The sequence below is a fragment of the Falsiroseomonas algicola genome (genome assembly GCF_011040385.1).
In the GTDB taxonomy this organism is placed as follows: Bacteria; Pseudomonadota; Alphaproteobacteria; order Acetobacterales; family Acetobacteraceae; genus Falsiroseomonas; species Falsiroseomonas algicola.
In genome coordinates, this window is sequence record NZ_JAAIKB010000005.1 from 123,238 (window position 1) to 143,803 (window position 20,566).

Below are 20,566 nucleotides of genomic sequence, written 5' to 3' on the forward strand. Positions count from 1 at the left end.
CTCGATTTCGGGACGTCCGCCCATCTCGCGTTAACGGTTTCCCCAGGAATCGCTGCGCAATCTCAGGACCGGAAACAGGACCCCGTCCTGTCTCCTTCCTGACGCAGCCAAGACGGCCCCAGGGCGATCCGCCAGCGCGGATTGTCAGGAGATGTATCGCGCCAGGAACTACACCAAAAAGTTGCGTTAACGGCCTTGATTGTCGTTAGCACAACTTTAACGTGCGGATCGGGCGATGAACACGCGGCGGCGGGCCATGATGTCGGACACGGAGTGGGACCAGGTCTGGAGCGACTACGATGCGCGCAACCCCGCGCCGGCGCCCCTGCCCACGCCCGTCCCCGCGCCGTTGCCGACGCGTCCCGCCTTCACCCGCGACAAGGCCCCGGCCCGGACTGGCGCTGGCCTGGCCGGACGTCTGGGCCGGGCCATGGCCGTGGCGGCGCTGCCGCTCCTGGCCCTGGCCTGGATCGCCACCCCCTATGCCACCGCCTGGAACCTGGCCACCGCGCTGGAGGGGCGGGACCATGCGACGCTGGCGCAGCACCTGGACCCCGTCGCGCTGCAGGGCGCCGTGCGCGCCGCCCTCAACCCGGCGGTGGCCGAAGGTGAGCAGGCCAACGCCTTCCTCGCCGCCATGGCGGATGACATCGCCGCCGGCTGGGCCTCCCCCTCAGCCCTCGCGGAAGTCGCGCGGGCTCGCGGCGTGCGTCCCGGCACCACGACGGAGGGCGTCCGCCGCGCCACGCCGGTCGGGCTGACGAAGTTCGAGATGCCGTTGCAGGGCGCGGCCTCCCCCATGACCCTGCAGTGGGAGTTGAAGCAGGAGGGCCTGGCGCCCCGCTGGCAGGTGACGGGCGTGCGGCTCGACCCCGCCGCGCCGGCCGCCAGCCCGGGCCCGGCGCTCCGCCTCAGCGCGATGCGCTGACCATGGCGGGGCTGACCACGCCGCCGCCGCTCTGGCCCGCCTGGCTCAGCCGGATGCGCGGCTCAACCGGTGCCGCGCGCCAGGGCGATGGCCTGCCGCAGCACGGCCATGTCGCCGATCTGGTTGGCGAGGATCAGGGCGAGGCGCGCATCGAAGCGCCGCGCCGCTTCGGCATCCAGGCCGCGATGGGCTTCCATGATCAGGGCGAGGAAGCCGTCGGGGTCCTGCAGCCGGGGTGAGGTATCAAGGTTCATGGTGACCTCCCCATCGCACGGTCGATCGCGGCGCTGACGGCTGCCTCATCCAGCGCGGCGAAGCGCGCCGCGATGTGCTGGTCCGGGCGGATCAGCACCGCGCCGCCAGGCGGCGCGCCGTAGCGCGCGGCGGCGAGGCCGCTGTGGTCCCAGAGCGCGCCGGGCGTCTCCTCCGCGGTGACGAAGAGGCAGCGCAGCCCCGGCAGCGTCGGCGACCAGACGGCATCGAAGACCAGCAGGCAGAAATCCTGGCCGAGGTGGCGCAGCAGCCAGTCCGGCTGTCCATCCCGCATCACCGGCGCATCCGGCGCCGGGGTCCCAGGCACCGCGCCTGCGGGCCAATGGCCTGAATCCACGCTGTTGAGCGGGCTTTCCGCCAGCGTCGCGGGGCGGGAGAGCCTTCCCGAATTGACCAGCGGCCGCGCGAAGGCATGGTCCCGCGCGAGTTCCAGCACCGCATCCCGCCAGGCCCGCGCGGCCTCCGATTTCGGCGTGATGAAATCCGTGCTGCGGGTGGAGTTGAGGATGTTCTCGTCCGTCGCCGGGATGCGCTCGGCATCGTAGCTGTCGAGCAGTCGCTCCGGCGCCTCGCCCCGCAGCACGGCGGCGAGCTTCCAGGCGAGGTTGTCGGCATCCTGCACGCCGCCATTGCCGCCCCGCGCGCCGAAGGGGCTGACCTGATGGGCGCTGTCGCCGGCGAAGATCACGCGGCCATGCCGGAATTGCTCGAGCCGCCGGCAGCGGAAGGTGTAGACGCTGACCCATTCGAGCTCGAAGGGCACGTCGGGCCCGAGCATGGCGCGGACGCGGGGGATGACGCGGTCCGGTTGCTTCTCGGCCTCCGGGTCCGCATCCCAGCCCAGCTGGAAATCGATGCGCCAGACATCGTCGGGCTGCTTGTGCAGCAGCACGGATTGCCCGGGATGGAAGGGCGGGTCGAACCAGAACCAGCGCTCCGTCGGGAAGGCCACATCACCCCTGATGACGACGTCGGCGATCAGGAAGCGGTCGCGGAAGACCTGGCCGGTGAAGGGCAGGCCCATCGCCTCCCGCAGCGGGGACCGCGCGCCATCGCAGGCCAGCAGCCACTCGGCGGTGAGGGTGTAGTCGCCGCCGGGCGTTTCGACGGAGAGCGCCACGCTGGCCGCGCCGGGCTCGATCGCGGCCACGCGATGCTTCCAGCGGAGATCGACGCCCGCCGCGACGCAGGCCTCCACCAGCCATTCCTCGACGTAGTACTGCTGGAGGTTCACGAAGGCCGGGTATTCATGGCCCTGCTCCGGCAGCAGGTCGAAGGCGTAGGCTTCCTGGTCGCGATGGAAGACGCGGCCGGTCTTCCAGGTCACGCCCTTGGCGCGGAGCCGTTCGCCGAGCCCGAGGCGGCCATAGATCTCGAGCGTCCGCTTGGCGAAGCAGATGGCGCGGCTGCCGGTGGAGACGGTGTCGTCATCATCCAGCACCGTCACCGCGACGCCGTGCCGCGCCAGGTCGAGCGCCAGCGTCAGCCCGACCAGGCCGGCGCCGACCACGACGACGCCGCGTGATTCCGGGCCGGCGGGCGGTGGCGGCGCGGCGTAGCGGGGGTTGGCGTGAGTGGGCATGGCCGCTCAGCCATGCACCTCCGCGCTCTTCATCGCGGTCCCATGCTCCAGCGCGCGCCACATCTCGACGTCGCGTTCCGCCGTCCAGATGCGCGGATGGTCCAGGCCCTTGGCCTCGTCGAAGGCGCGAGTGACGTTGAAGGGCATGCAGTGTTCGAAGATCACCCAGGATCCGTATTTCGGGCGCATGAAGCCCATGGTGTCGTCGTAGATCTCCTTGAGGCCCCAGCCCTTGGCCACGCCTTCCTTCACGCGGGTGAAGAGGTCCGTGGTGAAGGACCGCGTGCCCTCGATCGCCTCACGCACATCGCCCTTCGTCATCAGCGCGCGGCCGCGGCCGGGGACCATCCTCTCCGCGCCCAGTTCCGCGACCGCATCGAGCGTCCTCGACCAGTCCGCGAAATGCGCGTCGCCGCAATAGGGGGTGGCGCCGAACTCCACCGTGTCCCCGGCGAAGAGGACCTTGTCTTCCGGCATCCACACCACCGTGTCGCCCGCGGTGTGGCTGCGGCCGACATGGATGACCTGCGCCTCCCGCTTGCCGAGCCAGATCGACATGCGCCGGTCGAAGCTGTGCGTCGGCCAGGTGAGGCCGGGGATGCTTTCCTTGCCGCGGAACAGGCGCGGGAAGCGGCCGATCTCGCTGTCCATGTCCTGCTGGCCGCGCTCCACGATCAGGTCGCGAGTCGTTTCGCTGGCGATGATCACGGGGTTCCCATAGCCGGAAGCGCCGAGCACGCGGACGGCGTGGTAGTGCGTCAGCACCACCTGGCCGACATGGCGCGGCGTGACCGTCGCGATGCGCGCCATCACGTCCTGCGCCATGGCGGGCGTCGCCTGCGCATCGACGACGACGACGCCATCGGGGCCGACGATCACGCCGGAATTGGGATCCCCTTCCGCCGTATAGGCGAAAAGCCCCGGGCCCAGTTCGTCGAAGGAGACGGTCTTGTCTGCAAGGTCGTTCGCCGAGGCGAATCCGGACATGGCGCTGCTTCCTCCGCGGTTGGTGCAACCGTGGCATGGCGCCGGCGCGGGACAAGCGCAAGTGCAGGCGCGCGCAGGAGAATTCCCACAATGCCAGGGTTCTCGTCGGGGTCAGATAAGTATTCCAATCACGATCTTGCGGGGCTACCCTTCTCCTGTTGGATGGCGCCGGCGGGGTGCCTGATCGACGGGGAACAATGAGCCGTAATGCGAGCCTGACGCCTTTGCCTGGCTCCTGCGCCGCCTGTGCCGTGCGGCCCTTCGCCCTGTTCCGGGTGGTGCCGCAGGCCCGGGTCGGCGAGATCGCGAGGGTCCGCTCCGGCGTGCGCCTCGTCCGCGCCGGGGAAGCGATCCACGACAGCATCTTCACCCTCTATGCCGGCTGGGCTTTCTCTTGGACCGCGACGCCGGATGGCCGCCGGCAGGTGCTCGACTTCCACCTGCCGGGTGACCTGGTGGAACGGTCGGAGGATGGCGCGGAGGTGGAGGCGCTGACCGATGCCTCCTTCTGCATCCTGGCGCGCGACCGGCTCTGCGACTTCATGGGCCGCGACCCCGGCCTCGCCATGTCCTATGCGGAAGGGCTGACGCGCGACCGCGCGCGGCTGCGCGAACGCCTCACCAGCCTCGGGCGGCGGGATGCCGCGGGGCGCGTCGCGCATCTGCTGCTGGAACTGCATGGGCGGCTGATGCGCCGGGGTGGCGCGGATGCGCGCGGCGCCGCGGTGCCGCTGAAGCAGGCGCATCTCGCGGATGCGCTGGGCCTGTCGGTGGAACACGCCAACCGGGCGCTGGCCGCCATGCGCAAGGACGGGATCGCGACGCTCAACAAGGGGCGGCTCGAGATCCTGGACCGGGAGGCGCTGGAGGACATGGCCGGCTGGTCCGGCCCCGCCCAGCCCGGCGTCCTGGCCCGCACCCTGGCCGTTTGACGGCCAGGTCCCTGGCGGTCCGAGCCCCAGGCGGAGTAGCTTCCGGCGTCCGAGACCACCGGGATGCCGACCATGACGATGCCGCGCCGCCTGTTCGCCCTGCTGACGATGGTGCTGGGCCTTGTCGCCATGGCGGCCTTCCCGGCCAGCGCGCAGCAGGGCGATCCGTCCTTCACGCTGGTCAACCGCAGCGGCCAGGTCATCAACGAGATCTATGTCTCCCCGACGCGGGAGCCGAATTGGGGGCGGGACCTGCTCGGCCAGTCCACGCTGGCGGATGGGCGGAGCTTCCCGGTGCGCATCGCGCCCTCCGCCGGCTGCCGGCAGGATGTCCGCGTGGTCTATGCCGATGGGCGGCCGGAGGAACGGCGCAACCAGGACACCTGCGCGATTTCAGAGATGGTCTTCGGCGGTGCCGCCCCGCGCGGGCCCTCCGCCGCGCCGAATGCCGGCGGCAACCCGTCCTTCAACCTGGTCAATCGCGGCCGCAGCGCGATCCGGGAGATCTACGTCTCCTCCGCGCGCGACGACAATTGGGGGCAGGATCGCCTGGGCCAGAACACGCTGCCGGTCGGCCAGCACCTGCCCGTGCAACTGCCTCAGGGGGACTGCCGCAACGACATCCGCATCGTCTGGATGGATGGGCGCGCGGAGGAACGGCGCGGGGTGGATACCTGCGCGCTGGTGAACGTGGTGTTCCCCTGAGAGGTTGTGGCTTCATGTCCGACAGCGCTTTCCGTGCGGCGACCAGGCCGATGTCCGCGGCGGACATGAAGGCTCAACCTCGATCTGTCGTGGCACTCTGATGGCGTCGCTGGCGGAGCAGTATCGCGCGCTGCGCGACCGTCGCCGCGCCGGCGATCCGCCGGACTTCGAGGCACTGCTGCGCCGCTTCTACACGGGCTTCCTGAGGCCCGGCGACACGGTCATCGATGTCGGCGCCTTCAAGGGCAAGCACACGATCCCGATCGCCGCCGCCATCGCCGGCCCCGGCGCGGCACTGCACGCGATCGAGCCCAATCCGGAGATGGCGGCAGGGCTCCGGGAGCGGATCGCCGCCGACCCCGCACTGCATTTCGTCATGCTGCATGAATGCGCCGCGGCGGCGGAGAACGGCATCGCCGAATTCGTCATCGCGGTGGAGGCGCCGGGCTATAGCGGCCTGCGCCAGCGCGACTACGACAGCCCCGACGTCACCACGCGCCGCATCGGCGTGCACACGGTGCGGCTCGACTGGCTGCTGCCGCATCTGCCGAGCCTCGCCTACATCAAGCTCGACATCGAGGGCGGCGAATTCGATGCGCTGCGCGGCGCGGATGGCCTGCTGCGGAAGCACCGCCCGGCCATCAGCTTCGAATTCGGCAGCCGCGCCTATGGCGCCTATGGCGTCGAACCCGCCGCGGTCTTCGACTGGTTCGAGGAGAGGCGCTACACGCTGTTCGACATCATCGGCAACCCGATGCCGACGAAGGAGCGTTTCCTGCGCGCGGACCGCATCCCGGGGGTCTTCGACTTCCTCGCCGTGCCGGCCGAGAACCGCGCGCTGCGCCGGCTGGCGCAGGCGCAGCAGGACGCGGCCGGCGTCACCACGCCACCCGAACCCTGAGGCCGGGCTGCGCATCCTCCAGCGTGATGCGCATGCCGTGCAGTTCCGCCACCGCCGCCACCAGCGCGAGGCCAAGGCCCGTGCCCGGCGTGGTGCGGGATGCCTCCAGCCGGTGGAAGCGCCGGAACACCTGGTCGCGCGCCTCGGCCGGGATGCCGGGCCCGTCATCCGCGACGGTGATGGCCTGGCCTTCGAGGGTCAGCCGCACCGTGCCGTCGGCGCGGCCGTGGCGGATGGCGTTCTCCACCAGGTTGGCCAGCATCTGCACCAGCAATTCGCGGTCGCCCTGGATGGCCGGCCCATGGTCGATCTGCGCGACCAGGATCTGGCCATTCTCGTGCGCCGCGGGCGCATAGAGTTCCGCCACCGTCGCGCAGACCTCGTCCAGCGCCACGGGCGCGAAGGCGGCGCGGCGGGCGCCGCTCTCGACCTCCGCGATGCGCAGCAGGGCGGCGAAGATCTCCAGGATGCGGTCGCATTCCGCGACCGCCTCCTCCGCCCCTTCCATGGATTCGAGGCGGCGGCGCAGGCGGGTGAGGGGGGTGCGGAGGTCATGGGCGATGTCGTCGCTGACTTGGCGCAGCGCTTCCATGGTGCCCTGCAGCCGGTCCAGCGTCGCGTTCACGCGCCGCGCCAGCTGGTCGAACTCGTCGCCACCGGGGCGGGCATCGAGCCGCACCTCCATCCGCCCCTCCTCCACCTGCGCCAGGGCGCGTTCCATGCTGGCGGCGCGGCGGGCGACGCCGCGGCCCACCAGCAGCCCGCCACCGAGCGCCAGCAAGATGGCCGCGCCGCCCACCCAGCCGGCGGCGCCCAGCAGCTGCGCCTCCAGCGCCCTGACGGGCGCCAGGTCGCGGCCGACGAGGAGGAAGTGGTTGGCGGGCAGTGCGGTGCCGAAGGCCAGCATCACGCTGTCCTCCCGCGCCGTATCCACCTCGATGCTCGACCAGCCGGCCTGGCGAGGTGCCAGGGCGAGATTGCCGGCGATGCGCCCGCCATCGGGGCCGGAGAGCAGGAAGAACTGCGTGCCGCCACGATCGGCCGCGATCCGCGCCTCGATCGACAGCGCGAGGGAGGGCACGCCGCCAAGTCGCGCGGCGTTCAGCAGCACGCCGACATCGCGCTCGATCTCGGCGGCGATCTGCCGCACGGCGAAGCGCGACGTCGCCCAGTAGCCGATGCCCGCCAGCAGCAGCGTGCCCAGCAGCGTGAGTGCGAGGTGCAGCAGCGTGATGCGGAAGCCCGTCGTGCCGGCCCAGCGGCGCAGCGCGGTCATGGATCGGGCGGCCGGATGGTGTAGCCCGCGCCGCGCAGCGTCTGGATCAGGTGCGGCTCGCCCAGCTTGGCGCGGAGCCGGCTGACATGCGTCTCCACCACGGAGGTGCGCGGGTCGAAATGGATGTCCCAGACGCCTTCCAGCAGCATGCTGCGCGTGACCACGCGGCCGGCATGGCGCAGCAGGTATTCCAGCAGCCGCCATTCGCGGGGCTGCAAATCGATCCGCTGGCCCGCACGCGTGACCGTCCGGCGCAGCAGGTCCATCTCCAGGTCCGCCACGCGCAGCACCGTCGCTTCCTGCGCCATGGCGGCGGGGCGGCGGCCGAGCGCGTTCACGCGCGCCAGCAGTTCCGGCAGCGCGAAGGGTTTCGGCAGGTAGTCGTCCGCGCCGGCGTCCAGACCCTCGACGCGGTCGCCGAGCGATGCGCGCGCCGTCAGCATCAGGGCGGGGGTCGCGACACCCGCGGCGCGCAGCGCACGGACCAGGCCGAGGCCATCGAGGCCCGGCAGCATGCGGTCCACGACCAGCACCTCGAACCCCCCGCCGATCGCCTCCATCAGCCCCTGCTTGCCGTCCGCGACATGGCTGACCAGGTGCCCGGCGGCGCTGAGCGCGCGGGCGATGTCGGCGGCGGTGCCCGCATCATCCTCCACCAGCAGGATCCGCAACCCGCGCTCCCTTACAAATCCGTATGCCTGCCGCGAACAGCCCGAGAGGGCGGCCCGCTACCTCCACGCCACGCCATCCGACAAGGGATGGACGCTTCGCAGAGGGATACACCATGAGCGACAAGTCCCAGCCCGCCCGCAAGACCCCCGGCGGGAAGCGGCATTTCTGGGCCGCCGGTTTCCTGGCCCTCGCCTTGGGCACCACCGCGCTGACGACGCTGCCGCTGACCGGCAGCGCCCAGACGACGACGCCGAGTGCCCCCGCCATCGTCCTGCCGCATCAGCGCGGACCGCAGGGCTTCGCCGACCTCGCCGCCCGCGTGGCGCCTTCCGTCGTGCGCGTGACCGTGACGGGCCGGGCCGAGGCGACGCCCGCCTCGGTGGAGATCCCGCCGGAGCTCCGCGGCACGCCCCTTGAGCCCTTCTTCCGCCAGTTCGAGCGGGGGCAGCGCCAGCCCCGCGGTGAACAGCGGGGCGAACAACGCCGCAGCCTCGGCCAGGGCAGCGGCTTCATCATCGATGCCGCCGGCTACATCGTGACCAACAACCACGTGGTGGGGGAGGCTTCCGCCGTGAAGGTGGAGCTGACCGATGGCCGCGAACTGCCGGCGCGCGTCATCGGCACGGACCCGCAGACGGACCTCGCTTTGCTGAAGGTGGAGGCCGGCGGCCCGCTGCCCGCCGTGACCTGGGGGGATAGCGACCAGCTGCGCGTCGGCGACTGGGTGGTGGCCATGGGCAACCCCTTCGGCCTCGGCGGCAGCGTGACGGCGGGCATCGTCTCGGCGCGCGGCCGCCAGATCGGCGCCGGGCCCTATGACGACTTCATCCAGACCGATGCACCGATCAACCCGGGCAATTCCGGCGGCCCGCTGTTCAATGCAAACGGTGAGGTGGTCGGCATCAACACCGCCATCTACGCGCCGGCGGGCGGCAATGTCGGCATCGGCTTCGCGGTACCGGCGCGGATGGCGCGGCACGTCATCACCGATCTGCAGCAGGATGGCCGGGTGGCGCGCGGCTGGCTCGGCGTGTCCATGCAGCCGCTGAACGCGGAACTGGCGAGCGCGCTGCGCCTGCCGGATACGCGCGGCGTGCTGGTGGCGGGGGTGGAGCCCGGCAGCCCGGCCGCTACCGCCGGCGTGAAGGCGGGCGACGTGGTGGTTGGCATCGATGGCCGCCCGGTCGCCGTGGCGCGGGACCTGGCCGTGGCGGTGGCGGAAGCCACGCCGCGTTCGACGGCCACGCTGACCCTGCTGCGCGACGGCCAGCGCATGGAGCAGGCGGTGACGCTCGGCCAGCGGGAGGCCCCGCGGCAGGAGGCTCGCGCCGGCGGGGCGGAGGCGCCGCGCCACGCCTCGCTCGGCCTGCGGCTGTCTGCCGGCAAGGCGGGCGACGGCGTGACGGTGGCCGCTGTGGAGCCCGGCAGCATCGCCGCCACGCGTGGGTTGCAGGCGGGGGACGTGATCCTGCGGGTGGGCGAGCGCGAGGTGCGCCGGCCGGAGGATGTGAGCCAGGCCGTCGCCGCCGCCCGCAGCGAGGGGCGCCCGGCGATCGCCCTGCAGGTCGCGCGGGATGGCGGGAACGCCTTCATCGCCCTGCCGCTGAACGCGGGGTGACGGGGGGGGCGGGGTTCCGGCCCCGCCCTTCCCATGGCTACCCTGCCTCCATCATCCGGGCAGGGACTCTCCATGAACGCCACAGCACGCCGCCAGGCCTTCCGCGCCATCCTGGCGGGGGAGGCCTGCCTGCACCCGGCCTCCGTCTTCGATGCCATCTCCGGCCGCATCGCCGCCGAGATCGGGTTCGAGACGGCGATCCTCGGCGGCTCCGTCGCCTCCCAGGCCGTGCTCGGCGCGCCGGACCACATCATCCTGACCCTGACGGAACTGGCGGACCTGGTGCGCCGCATCACGCGGGGCGGCGCGCCGCCGCTGCTGGTCGATGCCGACCATGGCTTCGGCAATGCGCTGAACGTCATGCGCACGGTGGAGGAGCTGGAGGCCGCGGGCGTCGCCGCGCTGACCATCGAGGACACGCTGCTGCCCCGCCCCTATGGCCCCGACGCCGCCGCGCTGCTGCCGCTGGAGGAAGGACTGGGAAAGATCCGCGCGGCGCTGGCGGCGCGGAGCGATCCCTCCCTCGTGATCGTCGCGCGCACCGGCGCGCTCTCTGTCACCTCGACCGATGACGCGATCGCCCGCGCGCGGGCCTATGCGCAGGCCGGCGCCGACGGGATCTTCGTCACGGGGCTGTCGGACCTGTCGCAGCTCGACGCGCTGCGGGCCGCCACGGGCCTGCCGCTGCTGGTCGGCAGCGCCAAGGCCGGCATCGGCGGCGCCACGGCGCTGGCCGCGCATGGCGCGCGAGTCGCGCTGCAGGGCCACCACACCTTCCCCGCCGCGGTGAAGGCCATGCGGGATACGCTGCAGGCGCTGCGCGATGGCGTGGCGCCGAAGGACCTGCCGGGCCTGCCCGATGCCGCGACGATGAAGCGGCTGCAGCGGGAGCCCCATTACGACGCGGCGATCCGCGACTTCCTCGGGGGGTAGGCGCGCGCCGCCATTCCCGCATACTGCGCGGAATGACGGAGGAAACGGAGTGGGCGGGCCGCGGCGCCGCCTTGCGCGCGTGACGCGCCTGGCCGGCCTCGCGCCCTTCCGGCAGAAGGGCTTCCGGCGGCAGTTTCCCGCCGATATCGCGACCTCCTGGGGCTTCGAGATGGAGACCCTGGTGCTGGGCTGGTACATCCTGGTCAGCACGGGATCGGTCGTCTGGCTGACCGCCTTCGCCTCCGTCCAGTATCTCGGCACGCTGGTCTCGCCCATGTTCGGCGTGATGGGCGACCGGCTCGGCCATCGCGGCGTGCTCTGCGTGATGCGCGGGCTCTATGCGGTGCTGGCTTCCGTGATCGGGCTGATGGCGCTGACGGGGACGATGACGCCGGTCGCGGTGATGGCGGTGGCGGCGGTGGCGGGGCTGGTGCGGCCGTCCGACATGGGGATGCGCAACGCGCTGATCGCGGCGAGCGTGCCGGCGCCGCAGATGCCGGCGGCCATGGGCATCTCCCGCACCACGGCCGATACGGCGCGGGTGATGGGGGCGCTGGCGGGGGCGGGGCTGGTCGCAGCACTCGGCATCGGGGCGACCTATGCCATCGTCGTGCTGCTGTATCTGATCAGCCTCATGCTCACGCTGGCCGTGCCGGCGGTGCGGCGGGTGGCGGCGGCGCCGGCCTCGCCGCTGCGGGAATTGCGCGACGGCTTCGGCCATCTCCGCGACACGCCGCCGCTGATGGCGACGATCCTGCTCGCCTTCCTCGTCAACCTGCTGGCCTATCCCGTCTCCGGCGGGCTGCTGCCCTATGTCGCGCGGGAGGTCTATGGCGTGGACCGCACCGTGCTCGGCTACCTCATCGCCTGCTTTGCGGGAGGCGGGCTGCTGGGGTCGTTGGTGATGATCGGCCGTGGCGGCGTGGCCTTTCCGGGACGGGTGATGCTGGTGGCCTGCGCGATCTGGTTCCCCCTGCTGATCGCCTTCGCCGCGGTGACGGACCCGCGCAAGGGGCTGGTGCTGATGGGCCTCGCGGGTTTCGTGCAAAGCTTCGCCCTCGTGCCGATGTCCGTGATCCTGCTGCGCTGCGCGGAGGAGCGGTTCCGCGGGCGCGTCATGGGGCTGCGCATCCTGGCGGTCTATGGCCTGCCGCTGGGGTTGCTGGTGGCGGGGCCGCTGATCGAATGGCTGGGCTTCACGCGGACCATCACGCTCTACGCGGGTCTCGGCCTGATCTGCACGGGGGCGATCGCGCTGCATTGGCGCCGGCATCTCTGGCCGGCGGAGGCGCCGGCGAATACGGCGCTGCGGTGAGAATCGGATGTCGCCTGCCGGGCCGTGGTCTTCCCCCACCCCGACCCTCCCCCGCAAGCGCGGGGGAGGGAGCAGGATGCGCAGATGGCGCCCCCTCCCCCGCGCTTGCGGGGGAGGGTCGGGGTGGGGGTCTGCGCCACTTCTCAGCGGTGCATCCTAACCCGTGTGGCTGAGCGCCCCCGCCAGCCACTCGGAAAACGCCTGCACGGTGGATCGCCGCGCGGCCATTTCCGTCATCACCAGATGGTAGCCGGTGCCGTCCTCCATCCCGCCATCGAAGGCGCGCACCAGGCGCCCTTCCGCGATGGCGTCGCGCACCAGAACGCCCCAGCCGATGCCGATGCCCTGGCCGGCTTCCGCCGCGGCCAGCGCCATCGCCGTCTCGTCGAAGCGCGGCCCGGGCGCGACGAGGGCAGGGTCGATGCCCGCGGCCTCCGCCCAGGCGCGCCAATAGGGGCGTTCCGCGTAATGCAGCAGGGTCGCGCGGGGCAGGGCGAGGCATGGGTCGGCGGGCAGCGTCGCGCGCAGCGCGGGCGTGCAGACCGGCAGCATCTGCTCCCGCGTCAGGCGCCGCACGACATAATCCGGCCAGTCGCCATTCCCCGTGCGGATCGCGACATCGACATCCGCGCCATGCAACTGCGCGAAGTAGCGATGCGTCTCCAGCCTCAGCTCGATCCAGGGATGGGCGCGGGCGAAATCGCCGATGCGCGGCGCCAGCACGCGCATGGCGAAGCTGCGCGCGGCATTCACCACCAGCGTCGTGCGGCTGCGCGGCTGGCCAATGCGGAACAGCCCGTTCTCCAGCGTCTCCAGCCCCCGCCTGGCGTAATCCGCCAGCACGTCGCCGGCTTCCGTCAGCCGCAGCCCGCGCGGGCCGCGGGTGAAGAGCGGTGCCGAGAGCCGTTCCTCCAGCGCCTTCACCTGGCGGCTGATGGCGCCCTGCGTCACGCCAAGCTCCGCCGCCGCGCGCGCCATGTTGAGGTGCCGCGCCGCCGCATCGAAGGCCCTCAGCGCCTGCAAGGGCAGCCCGGCCATGCCTTGAGCTGAACTCATGGCTGGCGAGCCTATCCCGCGCCTTTCCCGCCCGCCATCCCCGCCCCAGACTGCGTCCAATCACGAAGGATGCCGCATGACCGAGGCTGCCAAGGCTCCCGCTTTCGATCCCGTCACGCTCCAGATCCTCTGGAGCCGGCTGATCTCCATCGCCGATGAGGCCGCGGCCGCGCTGCTGCGCACCTCCTTCTCCACCATCGTCCGCGAATCCAACGATTTCGCGACGGTGCTGATGGATGCCGAGGGCAACAGCCTGGCGGAGAACAGCATCGGCATCCCGAGCTTCGTCGGCCTACTACCCAAGACGCTGCGCCACATGCTGGCGGAGATCCCGCGGGAGGAGCTGCGGCCCGGCGACTGCCTGATCACCAACGACCCCTGGATGGGCACGGGCCATCTGCTCGACATCACCATGGCGCAGCCGATCTTCCGCGGGGACACGCTGGTGGGCTTCGCCGGCGCCACGTCCCACATGCCGGATATCGGCGGCACCTTGTGGTCGGCGGATTGCACGGAGGTCTTCGAGGAAGGGCTCCGCATCCCGCCCGCGAAGTTCCTCATCGAGGGGCGGGAGAACGGCGAGCTCGCCCGCATCATCCGCGGCAATGTCCGCGTGCCCGACCAGGTGATGGGCGACATCCAGGCGCAGGTGACCGCGACCAGCGTCTGCGCGCGGCGCGTGCTGGAATTCCTCGACGACACCGGCCTGCAGGACCTCCGCGCGCTGTCGGCCACGCTGCAATCGCGCGCCGATGCGGCGATGCGCAAGGCGATCGCGGCGCTGCCGGACGGCACCTGGCACGGCACGGTCTACGCGGATGGCTACGAGGACCAGGAGACGCGCATCCAATGCGCGCTGACCATCGCGGGCGACCGGCTTGCGGTGGACTATGCCGGCACCTCGCCCCAGATCGCGCGCGGCCTCAACAGCGTGATGAACTACACCTACGCCTACACCGTCTATCCGCTGAAATGCGCGCTGGACCCGCTGACGCCGCGCAACGAGGGCAGCTACCGCGCGGTGGAAGTCACGGCGCCGGAGGGCAGCATCCTCAACCCGCGCTGGCCGGCGGCGGTGAATGCGCGGCACCTGACGGGGCTGTTCCTGTCCGGCGCGCTCTACCAGTGCCTGGCGCAGATCGTGCCGGGCATCGTGGTGGCGGACAGCGCCAGCCCCGCGCCGCGCCCGGTCTATACGGGGCGGGACAATAATGGCGACCGCTTCAGCCAGGTGCTGTTCGGCAGCGGCGGCATGGGCGCGGCGGCGCATCGCGACGGCCTCAACACCACCGCCTTCCCGACCAATTCCGGCTCCGGCTCCATCGAGGCCTTCGAGGCCTCTGCCCCCATCCTGGTGTGGAAGAAGGATCTGATGCCGGACAGCGGCGGGCCCGGGCAGTTCCGCGGCGGGTTGGGCCAGGAGATCGAGCTGGAGGTGATGACGCAGGAGAGCGTGCGCCTCTCCCTCATCGCCGACCGCATGAAGCATCCGGCCGGGGGCCTCGATGGTGGGAAGGCCGGCGCGCCGGCACTCGTGGAATTGCAGGATGGCCGCAGGCCGCATCCGAAGTCGCGCAGCACGCTTCAGCCCGGCGATCGGCTGCTGATGCATCTCGGCGGCGGTGGCGGCTATGGCGACTCGCGGGCGCGCGATCCGGCGGCGGTCCGGCGCGATGTCGCGGATGGCTATGTCTCGCCCGAAGGGGCGCAACGGGATTACGGGGTGACGCCATGATGACCATCACGCGCCGTGCCTTTGCCGCCTTGGTGCTGGCTGCGCCCGCCGTGGCGCGCGCGCAGATCACGCGCCCGGTGCGCCTGATCGTGCCCTTCGCCGCGGGTGGAGGTTCCGACACGCTGGCGCGCCTGCTCGCGGTGCCGCTGAGCGAAAGGCTCGGCCAGCCCGTGGTGGTGGAGAACCGCGCGGGCGCGGGCAGCCAGATCGGGGCGGAGGCGGTGATGCGCAGCGCGCCGGATGGCACGACACTGCTGCTGGGCGACACGCCGCTCGCCACCATCCCCGCCGTGCAGGTCGCGGGCGGGCGGCCCGCGCCCTTCGATGCGGCGCGGGATTTCACGGCGGTGTCCGCGCTCGCCATCGCGCCGGCGCTGGTTGTGGTGGGCGGGCAGTCGCGCTTCCGCACGCTCGGCGAATTGCTGGCGGCGGCGCGCGCCAATCCGGCGGCGATCGACTTCGCCTCGGCGGGTGTGGCCAGCTCCACCCATCTCATCCTGGAACTGCTGCAGATGCGGTCCGGCGTGCGCGTCACGCATGTGCCCTATCGCGGTGCGGCGCCGGCGGTGCAGGACGTGCTCTCGGGCACGGTGCAGGCGACGATCATGGCGCTGGCCACCGCCGCACCGCTGGTGCAGTCCGGCCAGATCCGCGTCGTCGGCGTCGCATCCGAACAGCGCATCGCCGCCATGCCCGATGTGCCGACGCTGAAGGAACAGGGCATCGACCTCGTCTCCGGCTTCTGGTGGGGCGTGCTCGGCCCGCTCGGCATCCCGGAGCCGGTGCTGGCGCAACTCGTCTCGGCGATCGACGCCTCCATGGCCAGCGAGACGATGGCGGCGCGGCTGCCCTCCCTCGGCCTCAACCGCCTGGCGCTCGGCCCCGCCGAGTTCCGCGCGCTGCTGGCGAGCGAGACGCGGCGATGGGGCGAGGTGGTGCAGGCCGCGGGGATCAAGCCTGAATGAGTGTTCCCTCGGTTCGCATCGGCGTCGATGTCGGTGGCACCTTCACCGATTTCGTGCTGGTGGATGAGGCGCGATCGCGCGTCCTGACCGGCAAGCGCCTGACGACGCCGGACGATCCCGGCCGCGCCATCCTGGAAGGGCTCGACCGGCTGCTGGCAGAAGCCGGTGTCGGCATCGGCGATGTCCGGCAGATCGTCCACGGCACGACGCTCGTCACCAACATCGTGATCGAGCGCAAGGGCGCGAGGATCGGCCTGATCACCACGCGCGGCTTCCGCGACAGCCTCGAGATGGGGCGGGAGATGCGCTACGATCTCTACGACCTGTTCCTGGAGAAGCCGGAGCCCTTGGTCCCGCGTCCGCGCCGGATGGCGGTGACGCAGCGCCACGACGCCCATGGCACGGAACGCCTGGCGCTGGCGGAGGCGGAAGTGCGGGACGCCGCCCGCGCGCTGAAGGCGCAGGGGGTGGAGGCGGTGGCCGTCTGCTTCCTGCACAGCTACCTCGATGCCAGCCATGAACGCCGCGCGGCCGCGATCCTGGCCGAGGAACTCCCGGGCGTGCCTGTCACGCTCTCCTCCGACGTGGCGCCGGAGATCCGGGAATACGAACGCGCCAACACCGCCTGCGTGAATGCCTATGTCACGCCGCTGATGGACCGCTACCTCGCGGTGCTGGAGGCCGCGCTGAAGGCGAAGGGGCTGGGCGGGCCGCTGCATCTGATGCTCTCGGCGGGCGGCATCGCGACGGTCGGCTATTCCCGCGCCAACCCCGTGCAGCTGATCGAAAGCGGCCCCGCCGCCGGCGCCACGGCGGCCATGCATCACGGTCGCATCGCTGGTGTGGCCGACATGATCTCCTTCGACATGGGCGGCACCACGGCGAAGATGTGCCTGATCGAGAAGGGGGAGGCCGAGCATGCCTCCGTCTTCGAGGCCGCGCGCGTCCGCCGCTTCCGCAAGGGATCGGGCCTGCCGCTGAAGGTGCCGGTGATCGACCTGATCGAGATCGGCGCCGGTGGCGGTTCCATCGCGCAGGTCAGCGCCATGGGGCTGCTGACGGTGGGGCCCGAAAGCGCGGGCTCCGTCCCCGGCCCCGTCTGCTACGCCCGCGGCGGCACGCACCCCACCGTGACGGATGCGGACCTGCTGCTGGGCTACCTCTCCCCCGAGTATTTCCTCGGCGGCGAGATGGCGCTGGACCGTGGCGCGGTGGAGCGCGCGATGGAGGAGCATCTGGCGCGGCCGCTCGGCATCACCGTGCTGGAAGCGGCGGCGGGCATCCATGCCATCGTGAACGAGAACATGGCGGCAGCGACGCGCATGTATGTGGCGGAGAAGGGCAGGGATCCCCGCCGCTACGCCATGCTCGCCTTCGGCGGCGCCGGGCCCGTGCATGCCTATGGGTTGGCGAAGCTCTTGAAGCTGCCGCGCGTGATCGTGCCAGCGGGGGCTGGCGTCGCCTCCGCGCTCGGCTTCCTGGTCGCCGCGCCGGCGATCGACCTGGTGCGAAGCGGCGTGCAGCGCTTGAACGCCGTGGAGTGGTCCGGCGTCGCGCAAAAATTCGCGGCGATGGAGGCGGAGGCGCGCGCGATGCTGGAGGATGCGGGCGCGGCCCCCGGCGACGTGACGTTCCGCCGCAGCGTGGACATGCGCTATGCTGGCCAGGGCTTCGACATCGCCGTGCCTTTGCCCGATGCCATCGATGCCGCCAGCGTCGAGGCCGCCTTTCTCGACACCTACCAGCGCCTCTTCGACCGGCGCATCACGGGCGTGCCGATGGAGGTGCTGTCCTGGCGCCTCAACGCCACCGCGTCGCGTCCCTCCGTGCCGGAATCCAGCGCGGCAGGCGACGGCCATTCGCTGAAGGGCGAGCGCCCGGTCTGGTTCCCCGAGACCGGCATGGCGCCCTGCCGCGTGCATGACCGCTACCGGCTGCGCCCCGGCGAACGCCACGCCGGCCCTGCGGTGGTGGAGGAGCGCGAATCCACCATCGTCATCGGCCCCGATGCGACCTTCATGGCCGACAGCCACGGCAACATCATCATCGACCTGACGGGAGACGCCGCATGACCAAATCCGCCAGCCATGCATGGCTCGATGGCAAGCTGGTCCCCTGGGCCGAAGCCACCATCCATATCTCGACCGAGGCGGTGCTGCGCGGCGAGAATGTCTTCGAGGGCATCCGCGCCTATTGGAACGCGGAGGAAGGCCAGCTCTACGCCTTCCGCCACGCCGACCACATCGCGCGGTTGCGGCAGGGCGCGCATATCATGCGCATGGAAGTGCCCTACAGCGATGCGCAGATCGAGGCCGCCTCGCTCGACCTCATCCGCGCCTGCGGCTACCGGGAGACGATCCACTACCGCCCCGTCGTCTATTTCGCGGAGGGCGAGCTGACGCATTATTTGCCGAGCGAGATCCGCACGGGATTCTTCATCCTCGCCTTCCCGATGCCGTCCAAGCCGACCATCGAGACGGGCGTGAAGAGCTGCGTCAGCACCTGGCGGCGCAACAGCGACATGGCGTCGCCATCCCGCATCAAGGCCGGCAGCAACTACCACAATTCGCGCCTGGCCTATGTGGAGGCCCGGCTGAACGGCTTCGGCCCGCCGGTCATGCTGAACGCCGCGGGAAAGGTGGCGGAGGGCCCCGGCGCCTGCATCATGATCGTCCGCCGCGGCAAGCTCATCACGCCGCCCGTCACCGCCGACATCCTGGAGAGCATCACGCGGGAGACGGTGATGGAGCTGGCGGAGCGGGAGCTCGGCCTGACGGTGGTGGAGCGGGACATCGACCGCTCCGAACTCTACGTGTGTGAGGAAGCCTTCTTCTGCGGCAGCGGGGCGGAGGTGCTGCCCATCGCCTCCATCGACCATTACGCGATCGGGGATGGCAAGCCCGGCGCCATCACGAAGCGGCTCCAGCAGATGTACTTCGACGTCGTGCGCGGGAAACTCGAAAAATACCGGCACTGGCTGACGCCGGTCTATGGCGCGGAAGCCGCGCGCCAGGCGGCGGAGTGATGGGGCGCAGCGTCGGGCGCCTCGTCGCCGAAAGCCTCGCCGCGCAGGGCGTCGACCTGATGTATTGCGTGCCGGGGGAAAGCTTCCTCGGGCTCACGGATGCGCTGGTCGATGTGCCGCAGCTGCGTCTCGTGGTCTGCCGGCACGAAGGCGGCGCGGCCTATATGGCGGTGGCGGATGGGCGGATGCGGGCGGGGAAGGCGGGCGTCTGCCTCGTCTCCCGCGGCCCCGGCGTCTCCAACGCCATGATCGGGCTGCACACGGCGCATCACGACGCGGTGCCGATGGTGCTGCTGATCGGCCAGGTGGAGCGCCGCGAGCGCGGGCGCATGGCCTTGCAGGAGCATGACTACGGCAAGCTGCTGGCCGACATCACCAAGGCCGTCATCAATGTGGACCTGCCGTCCCAGGCCAGCGAGGCGGTGGCGCGCGCCTTCCACCTGGCCGAATCCGGCACGCCCGGCCCCGTCGCCGTGGTCTTCCCGGAGGATGTGCTGGACGAGCCGGCCGACGACCTGCCCCTGGCGAAGCCGCGCCCCCGCGCCACGCCCGGGCCTTCGCCCGCGCAGATGGACGAACTCGCAAAACGCCTCGCCGCCGCGCAGCGCCCGCTGGTGCTGGTGGGCGGCGCGATGGATGGCCCGCCGGAGACCCTGGCCGCGCTGAAGCGCTTCGCCGAGGCGTGGCACCTTCCCATCTCCCCCACCCATCGCCGGCCACACCTCTTCGACAGCCACCACCCGCACTATGCCGGCTATGTCGGCAATCGCGTGCAGGCGCGGCTGATGGCGGAGATGCGGGAGGCCGACCTGCTGGTGGCGCTGGGCGAGCGCATGACCGATGTGGTCAGCCAATCCTGGACATGGCCTACCGCGCCCGACCCGCAGATGCCCTTCGTGCATGTCTGGCCGGACCCTTCCGAGCTGAACCGCGTCTGGCGCGCGGACCTCGCCATCTGCGCCGAGCCCGCCGCCGTGGTGGCGGCGCTGCTGGAACGGAAACCCGCCCATCCGCCCGGCCGCTGCGCCTGGATCGCGCGGCTGCATGCGATCCACCGGGAGCTGACGGCGCCGGGCTGGGAGGCTGCGCCGGATGGCGTGAACTTCGCCGCCGTCTGCGTGGGCGTCGCGGAACGCATGGCCGCCGATGCGGTGCTGACGACAGACGCCGGCAATTTCACGAGTTTCGTGCACCGCCACATCCCCTTCCGCCCGGGACAGATCTTCCTCGGCTCCGCCGTCGGCGGCATGGGGGCGGGGATGCCCATGGCCGTCGCCGCCAGCATCCGCCACCCCGGCCGCCAGGTGATCGCGGTGGCTGGCGATGGCGGCGCGCTGATGACGGGCAACGAGATCGCGACGGCCATTCGCCACATGGCGGCGCCGGTGCTGCTGATCCCGGACAACCGGACCTATGGCTCCATCGGCATGCACCACGAGAACCGCTACCCCGGCCGGCCCTTCGCGGAGGCCGCCGATCTCGTGAACCCCGATTTCGCCGCCTGGGGCCGCGCCTTCGGGGCGGAGGGCTTCACCATCCGGACGGAAGCGGACATTGCCCCCGTCCTCGACGCCGCCCTGGCGCCGCGCACCGTGCCGGCGGTGGTGCATGTGCATGCCTCCGCCCTGCAGGTCACAGCCTTCCGGCGCCGGAAGGCGTGACC

18 protein-coding genes are annotated in these 20,566 nt (G+C 71.4%); 12 read left to right on the forward strand and 6 right to left on the reverse strand.

Features of this window, described 5'->3' with window-relative positions:
- Nucleotides 1–235: 235 nt before the first annotated feature.
- Nucleotides 236–928: a DUF2939 domain-containing protein gene (locus G3576_RS14110; protein ID WP_164695053.1), complete on the forward strand. Its 693-nt coding sequence runs from the start codon at nucleotides 236–238 to the stop codon at nucleotides 926–928.
- Nucleotides 929–990: 62 nt separating this feature from the next.
- Here the strand turns inward: G3576_RS14110 and G3576_RS14115 are convergent, their stop codons facing one another.
- Genes G3576_RS14115 through G3576_RS14125 form a run of 3 tightly spaced genes read right to left on the reverse strand, consistent with a single transcriptional unit; the run spans nucleotide 991 to nucleotide 3,770 of the window.
- The gene (locus G3576_RS14115; protein WP_164695054.1) at nucleotides 991–1,182 is read right to left on the reverse strand and encodes a DUF2783 domain-containing protein; all 192 of its coding nucleotides are present in this window, start codon (nucleotides 1,180–1,182) and stop codon (nucleotides 991–993) included.
- Nucleotides 1,179–2,783 carry an FAD-dependent oxidoreductase gene (locus G3576_RS14120; RefSeq protein ID WP_164695055.1) on the reverse strand — a complete coding sequence of 535 codons (1,605 nt, stop codon included), beginning with the start codon at nucleotides 2,781–2,783 and terminating at the stop codon, nucleotides 1,179–1,181. The genes G3576_RS14115 and G3576_RS14120 overlap by 4 nt, the downstream gene beginning before the upstream one ends.
- Nucleotides 2,784–2,789: 6 nt before the next feature.
- Nucleotides 2,790–3,770, reverse strand: a complete 981-nt coding sequence (locus tag G3576_RS14125; RefSeq protein WP_164695056.1) for an MBL fold metallo-hydrolase — start codon at nucleotides 3,768–3,770, stop codon at nucleotides 2,790–2,792.
- Nucleotides 3,771–3,967: 197 nt separating this feature from the next.
- Between G3576_RS14125 and G3576_RS14130 the strand changes: the two genes are divergently transcribed.
- The 3 genes from G3576_RS14130 to G3576_RS14140 all read left to right on the forward strand — a co-directional run bounded on the left by G3576_RS14130 (nucleotide 3,968) and on the right by G3576_RS14140 (nucleotide 6,308).
- Nucleotides 3,968–4,702 carry a Crp/Fnr family transcriptional regulator gene (locus G3576_RS14130; protein WP_164695057.1) on the forward strand — a complete coding sequence of 245 codons (735 nt, stop codon included), beginning with the start codon at nucleotides 3,968–3,970 and terminating at the stop codon, nucleotides 4,700–4,702.
- Nucleotides 4,703–4,774: 72 nt separating this feature from the next.
- Complete coding sequence (locus tag G3576_RS14135) at nucleotides 4,775–5,407, forward strand: hypothetical protein (protein ID WP_164695058.1); 633 nt, start codon at nucleotides 4,775–4,777, stop codon at nucleotides 5,405–5,407.
- Between the two features lie 100 nt (nucleotides 5,408–5,507).
- The gene (locus tag G3576_RS14140) at nucleotides 5,508–6,308 is read left to right on the forward strand and encodes an FkbM family methyltransferase (protein WP_164695059.1); all 801 of its coding nucleotides are present in this window, start codon (nucleotides 5,508–5,510) and stop codon (nucleotides 6,306–6,308) included.
- Here G3576_RS14140 and G3576_RS14145 read toward each other — a convergent pair.
- Both G3576_RS14145 and G3576_RS14150 read right to left on the reverse strand, forming a co-directional pair.
- Entirely contained in the window at nucleotides 6,286–7,584 is a 1,299-nt protein-coding gene (locus G3576_RS14145) for a sensor histidine kinase (RefSeq protein ID WP_164695060.1), read from the reverse strand. The two genes, G3576_RS14140 and G3576_RS14145, sit on opposite strands and share 23 nt — an antisense overlap.
- Entirely contained in the window at nucleotides 7,581–8,255 is a 675-nt protein-coding gene (locus G3576_RS14150) for a response regulator transcription factor (protein WP_164695061.1), read from the reverse strand. The genes G3576_RS14145 and G3576_RS14150 overlap by 4 nt, the downstream gene beginning before the upstream one ends.
- 113 nt (nucleotides 8,256–8,368) lie before the next feature.
- On the opposite strand from G3576_RS14150, the gene G3576_RS14155 reads away from it, so the two are divergent.
- The 3 genes from G3576_RS14155 (at nucleotide 8,369) to G3576_RS14165 (ending at nucleotide 12,122) form a co-directional block, all read left to right on the forward strand.
- A complete protein-coding gene (locus G3576_RS14155; RefSeq protein ID WP_164695062.1) occupies nucleotides 8,369–9,874 on the forward strand; it encodes a DegQ family serine endoprotease in 1,506 nt (501 codons plus the stop codon).
- A 72-nt stretch (nucleotides 9,875–9,946) separates the two neighbouring features.
- Nucleotides 9,947–10,807: an isocitrate lyase/PEP mutase family protein gene (locus G3576_RS14160; protein WP_164695063.1), complete on the forward strand. Its 861-nt coding sequence runs from the start codon at nucleotides 9,947–9,949 to the stop codon at nucleotides 10,805–10,807.
- Nucleotides 10,808–10,856: 49 nt separating this feature from the next.
- Nucleotides 10,857–12,122 (forward strand): MFS transporter, encoded by a 1,266-nt coding sequence (locus G3576_RS14165; RefSeq protein ID WP_164695064.1) that lies wholly within the window; start codon nucleotides 10,857–10,859, stop codon nucleotides 12,120–12,122.
- 156 nt (nucleotides 12,123–12,278) lie between these two features.
- Here G3576_RS14165 and G3576_RS14170 read toward each other — a convergent pair whose 3' ends face one another.
- Complete coding sequence (locus G3576_RS14170; protein ID WP_164695065.1) at nucleotides 12,279–13,178, reverse strand: LysR substrate-binding domain-containing protein; 900 nt, start codon at nucleotides 13,176–13,178, stop codon at nucleotides 12,279–12,281.
- A 76-nt stretch (nucleotides 13,179–13,254) separates the two neighbouring features.
- Here G3576_RS14170 and G3576_RS14175 point away from each other — a divergent pair, with 76 nt between their 5' ends.
- Genes G3576_RS14175 through G3576_RS14195 form a run of 5 tightly spaced genes read left to right on the forward strand, consistent with a single transcriptional unit; the run spans nucleotide 13,255 to nucleotide 20,564 of the window.
- Entirely contained in the window at nucleotides 13,255–14,913 is a 1,659-nt protein-coding gene (locus G3576_RS14175; protein ID WP_164695066.1) for a hydantoinase B/oxoprolinase family protein, read from the forward strand.
- The gene (locus tag G3576_RS14180; RefSeq protein WP_164695067.1) at nucleotides 14,910–15,878 is read left to right on the forward strand and encodes a Bug family tripartite tricarboxylate transporter substrate binding protein; all 969 of its coding nucleotides are present in this window, start codon (nucleotides 14,910–14,912) and stop codon (nucleotides 15,876–15,878) included. The genes G3576_RS14175 and G3576_RS14180 overlap by 4 nt, the downstream gene beginning before the upstream one ends.
- A complete protein-coding gene (locus tag G3576_RS14185; protein WP_164695068.1) occupies nucleotides 15,875–17,950 on the forward strand; it encodes a hydantoinase/oxoprolinase family protein in 2,076 nt (691 codons plus the stop codon). Before G3576_RS14180 ends, G3576_RS14185 begins: the two co-directional genes overlap by 4 nt.
- Nucleotides 17,947–18,903: a branched-chain amino acid transaminase gene (locus tag G3576_RS14190; protein WP_164695069.1), complete on the forward strand. Its 957-nt coding sequence runs from the start codon at nucleotides 17,947–17,949 to the stop codon at nucleotides 18,901–18,903. Before G3576_RS14185 ends, G3576_RS14190 begins: the two co-directional genes overlap by 4 nt.
- Nucleotides 18,903–20,564 (forward strand): thiamine pyrophosphate-dependent enzyme, encoded by a 1,662-nt coding sequence (locus G3576_RS14195; RefSeq protein ID WP_164695070.1) that lies wholly within the window; start codon nucleotides 18,903–18,905, stop codon nucleotides 20,562–20,564. Before G3576_RS14190 ends, G3576_RS14195 begins: the two co-directional genes overlap by 1 nt.
- The last annotated feature ends 2 nt before the right edge of the window (nucleotides 20,565–20,566 follow it).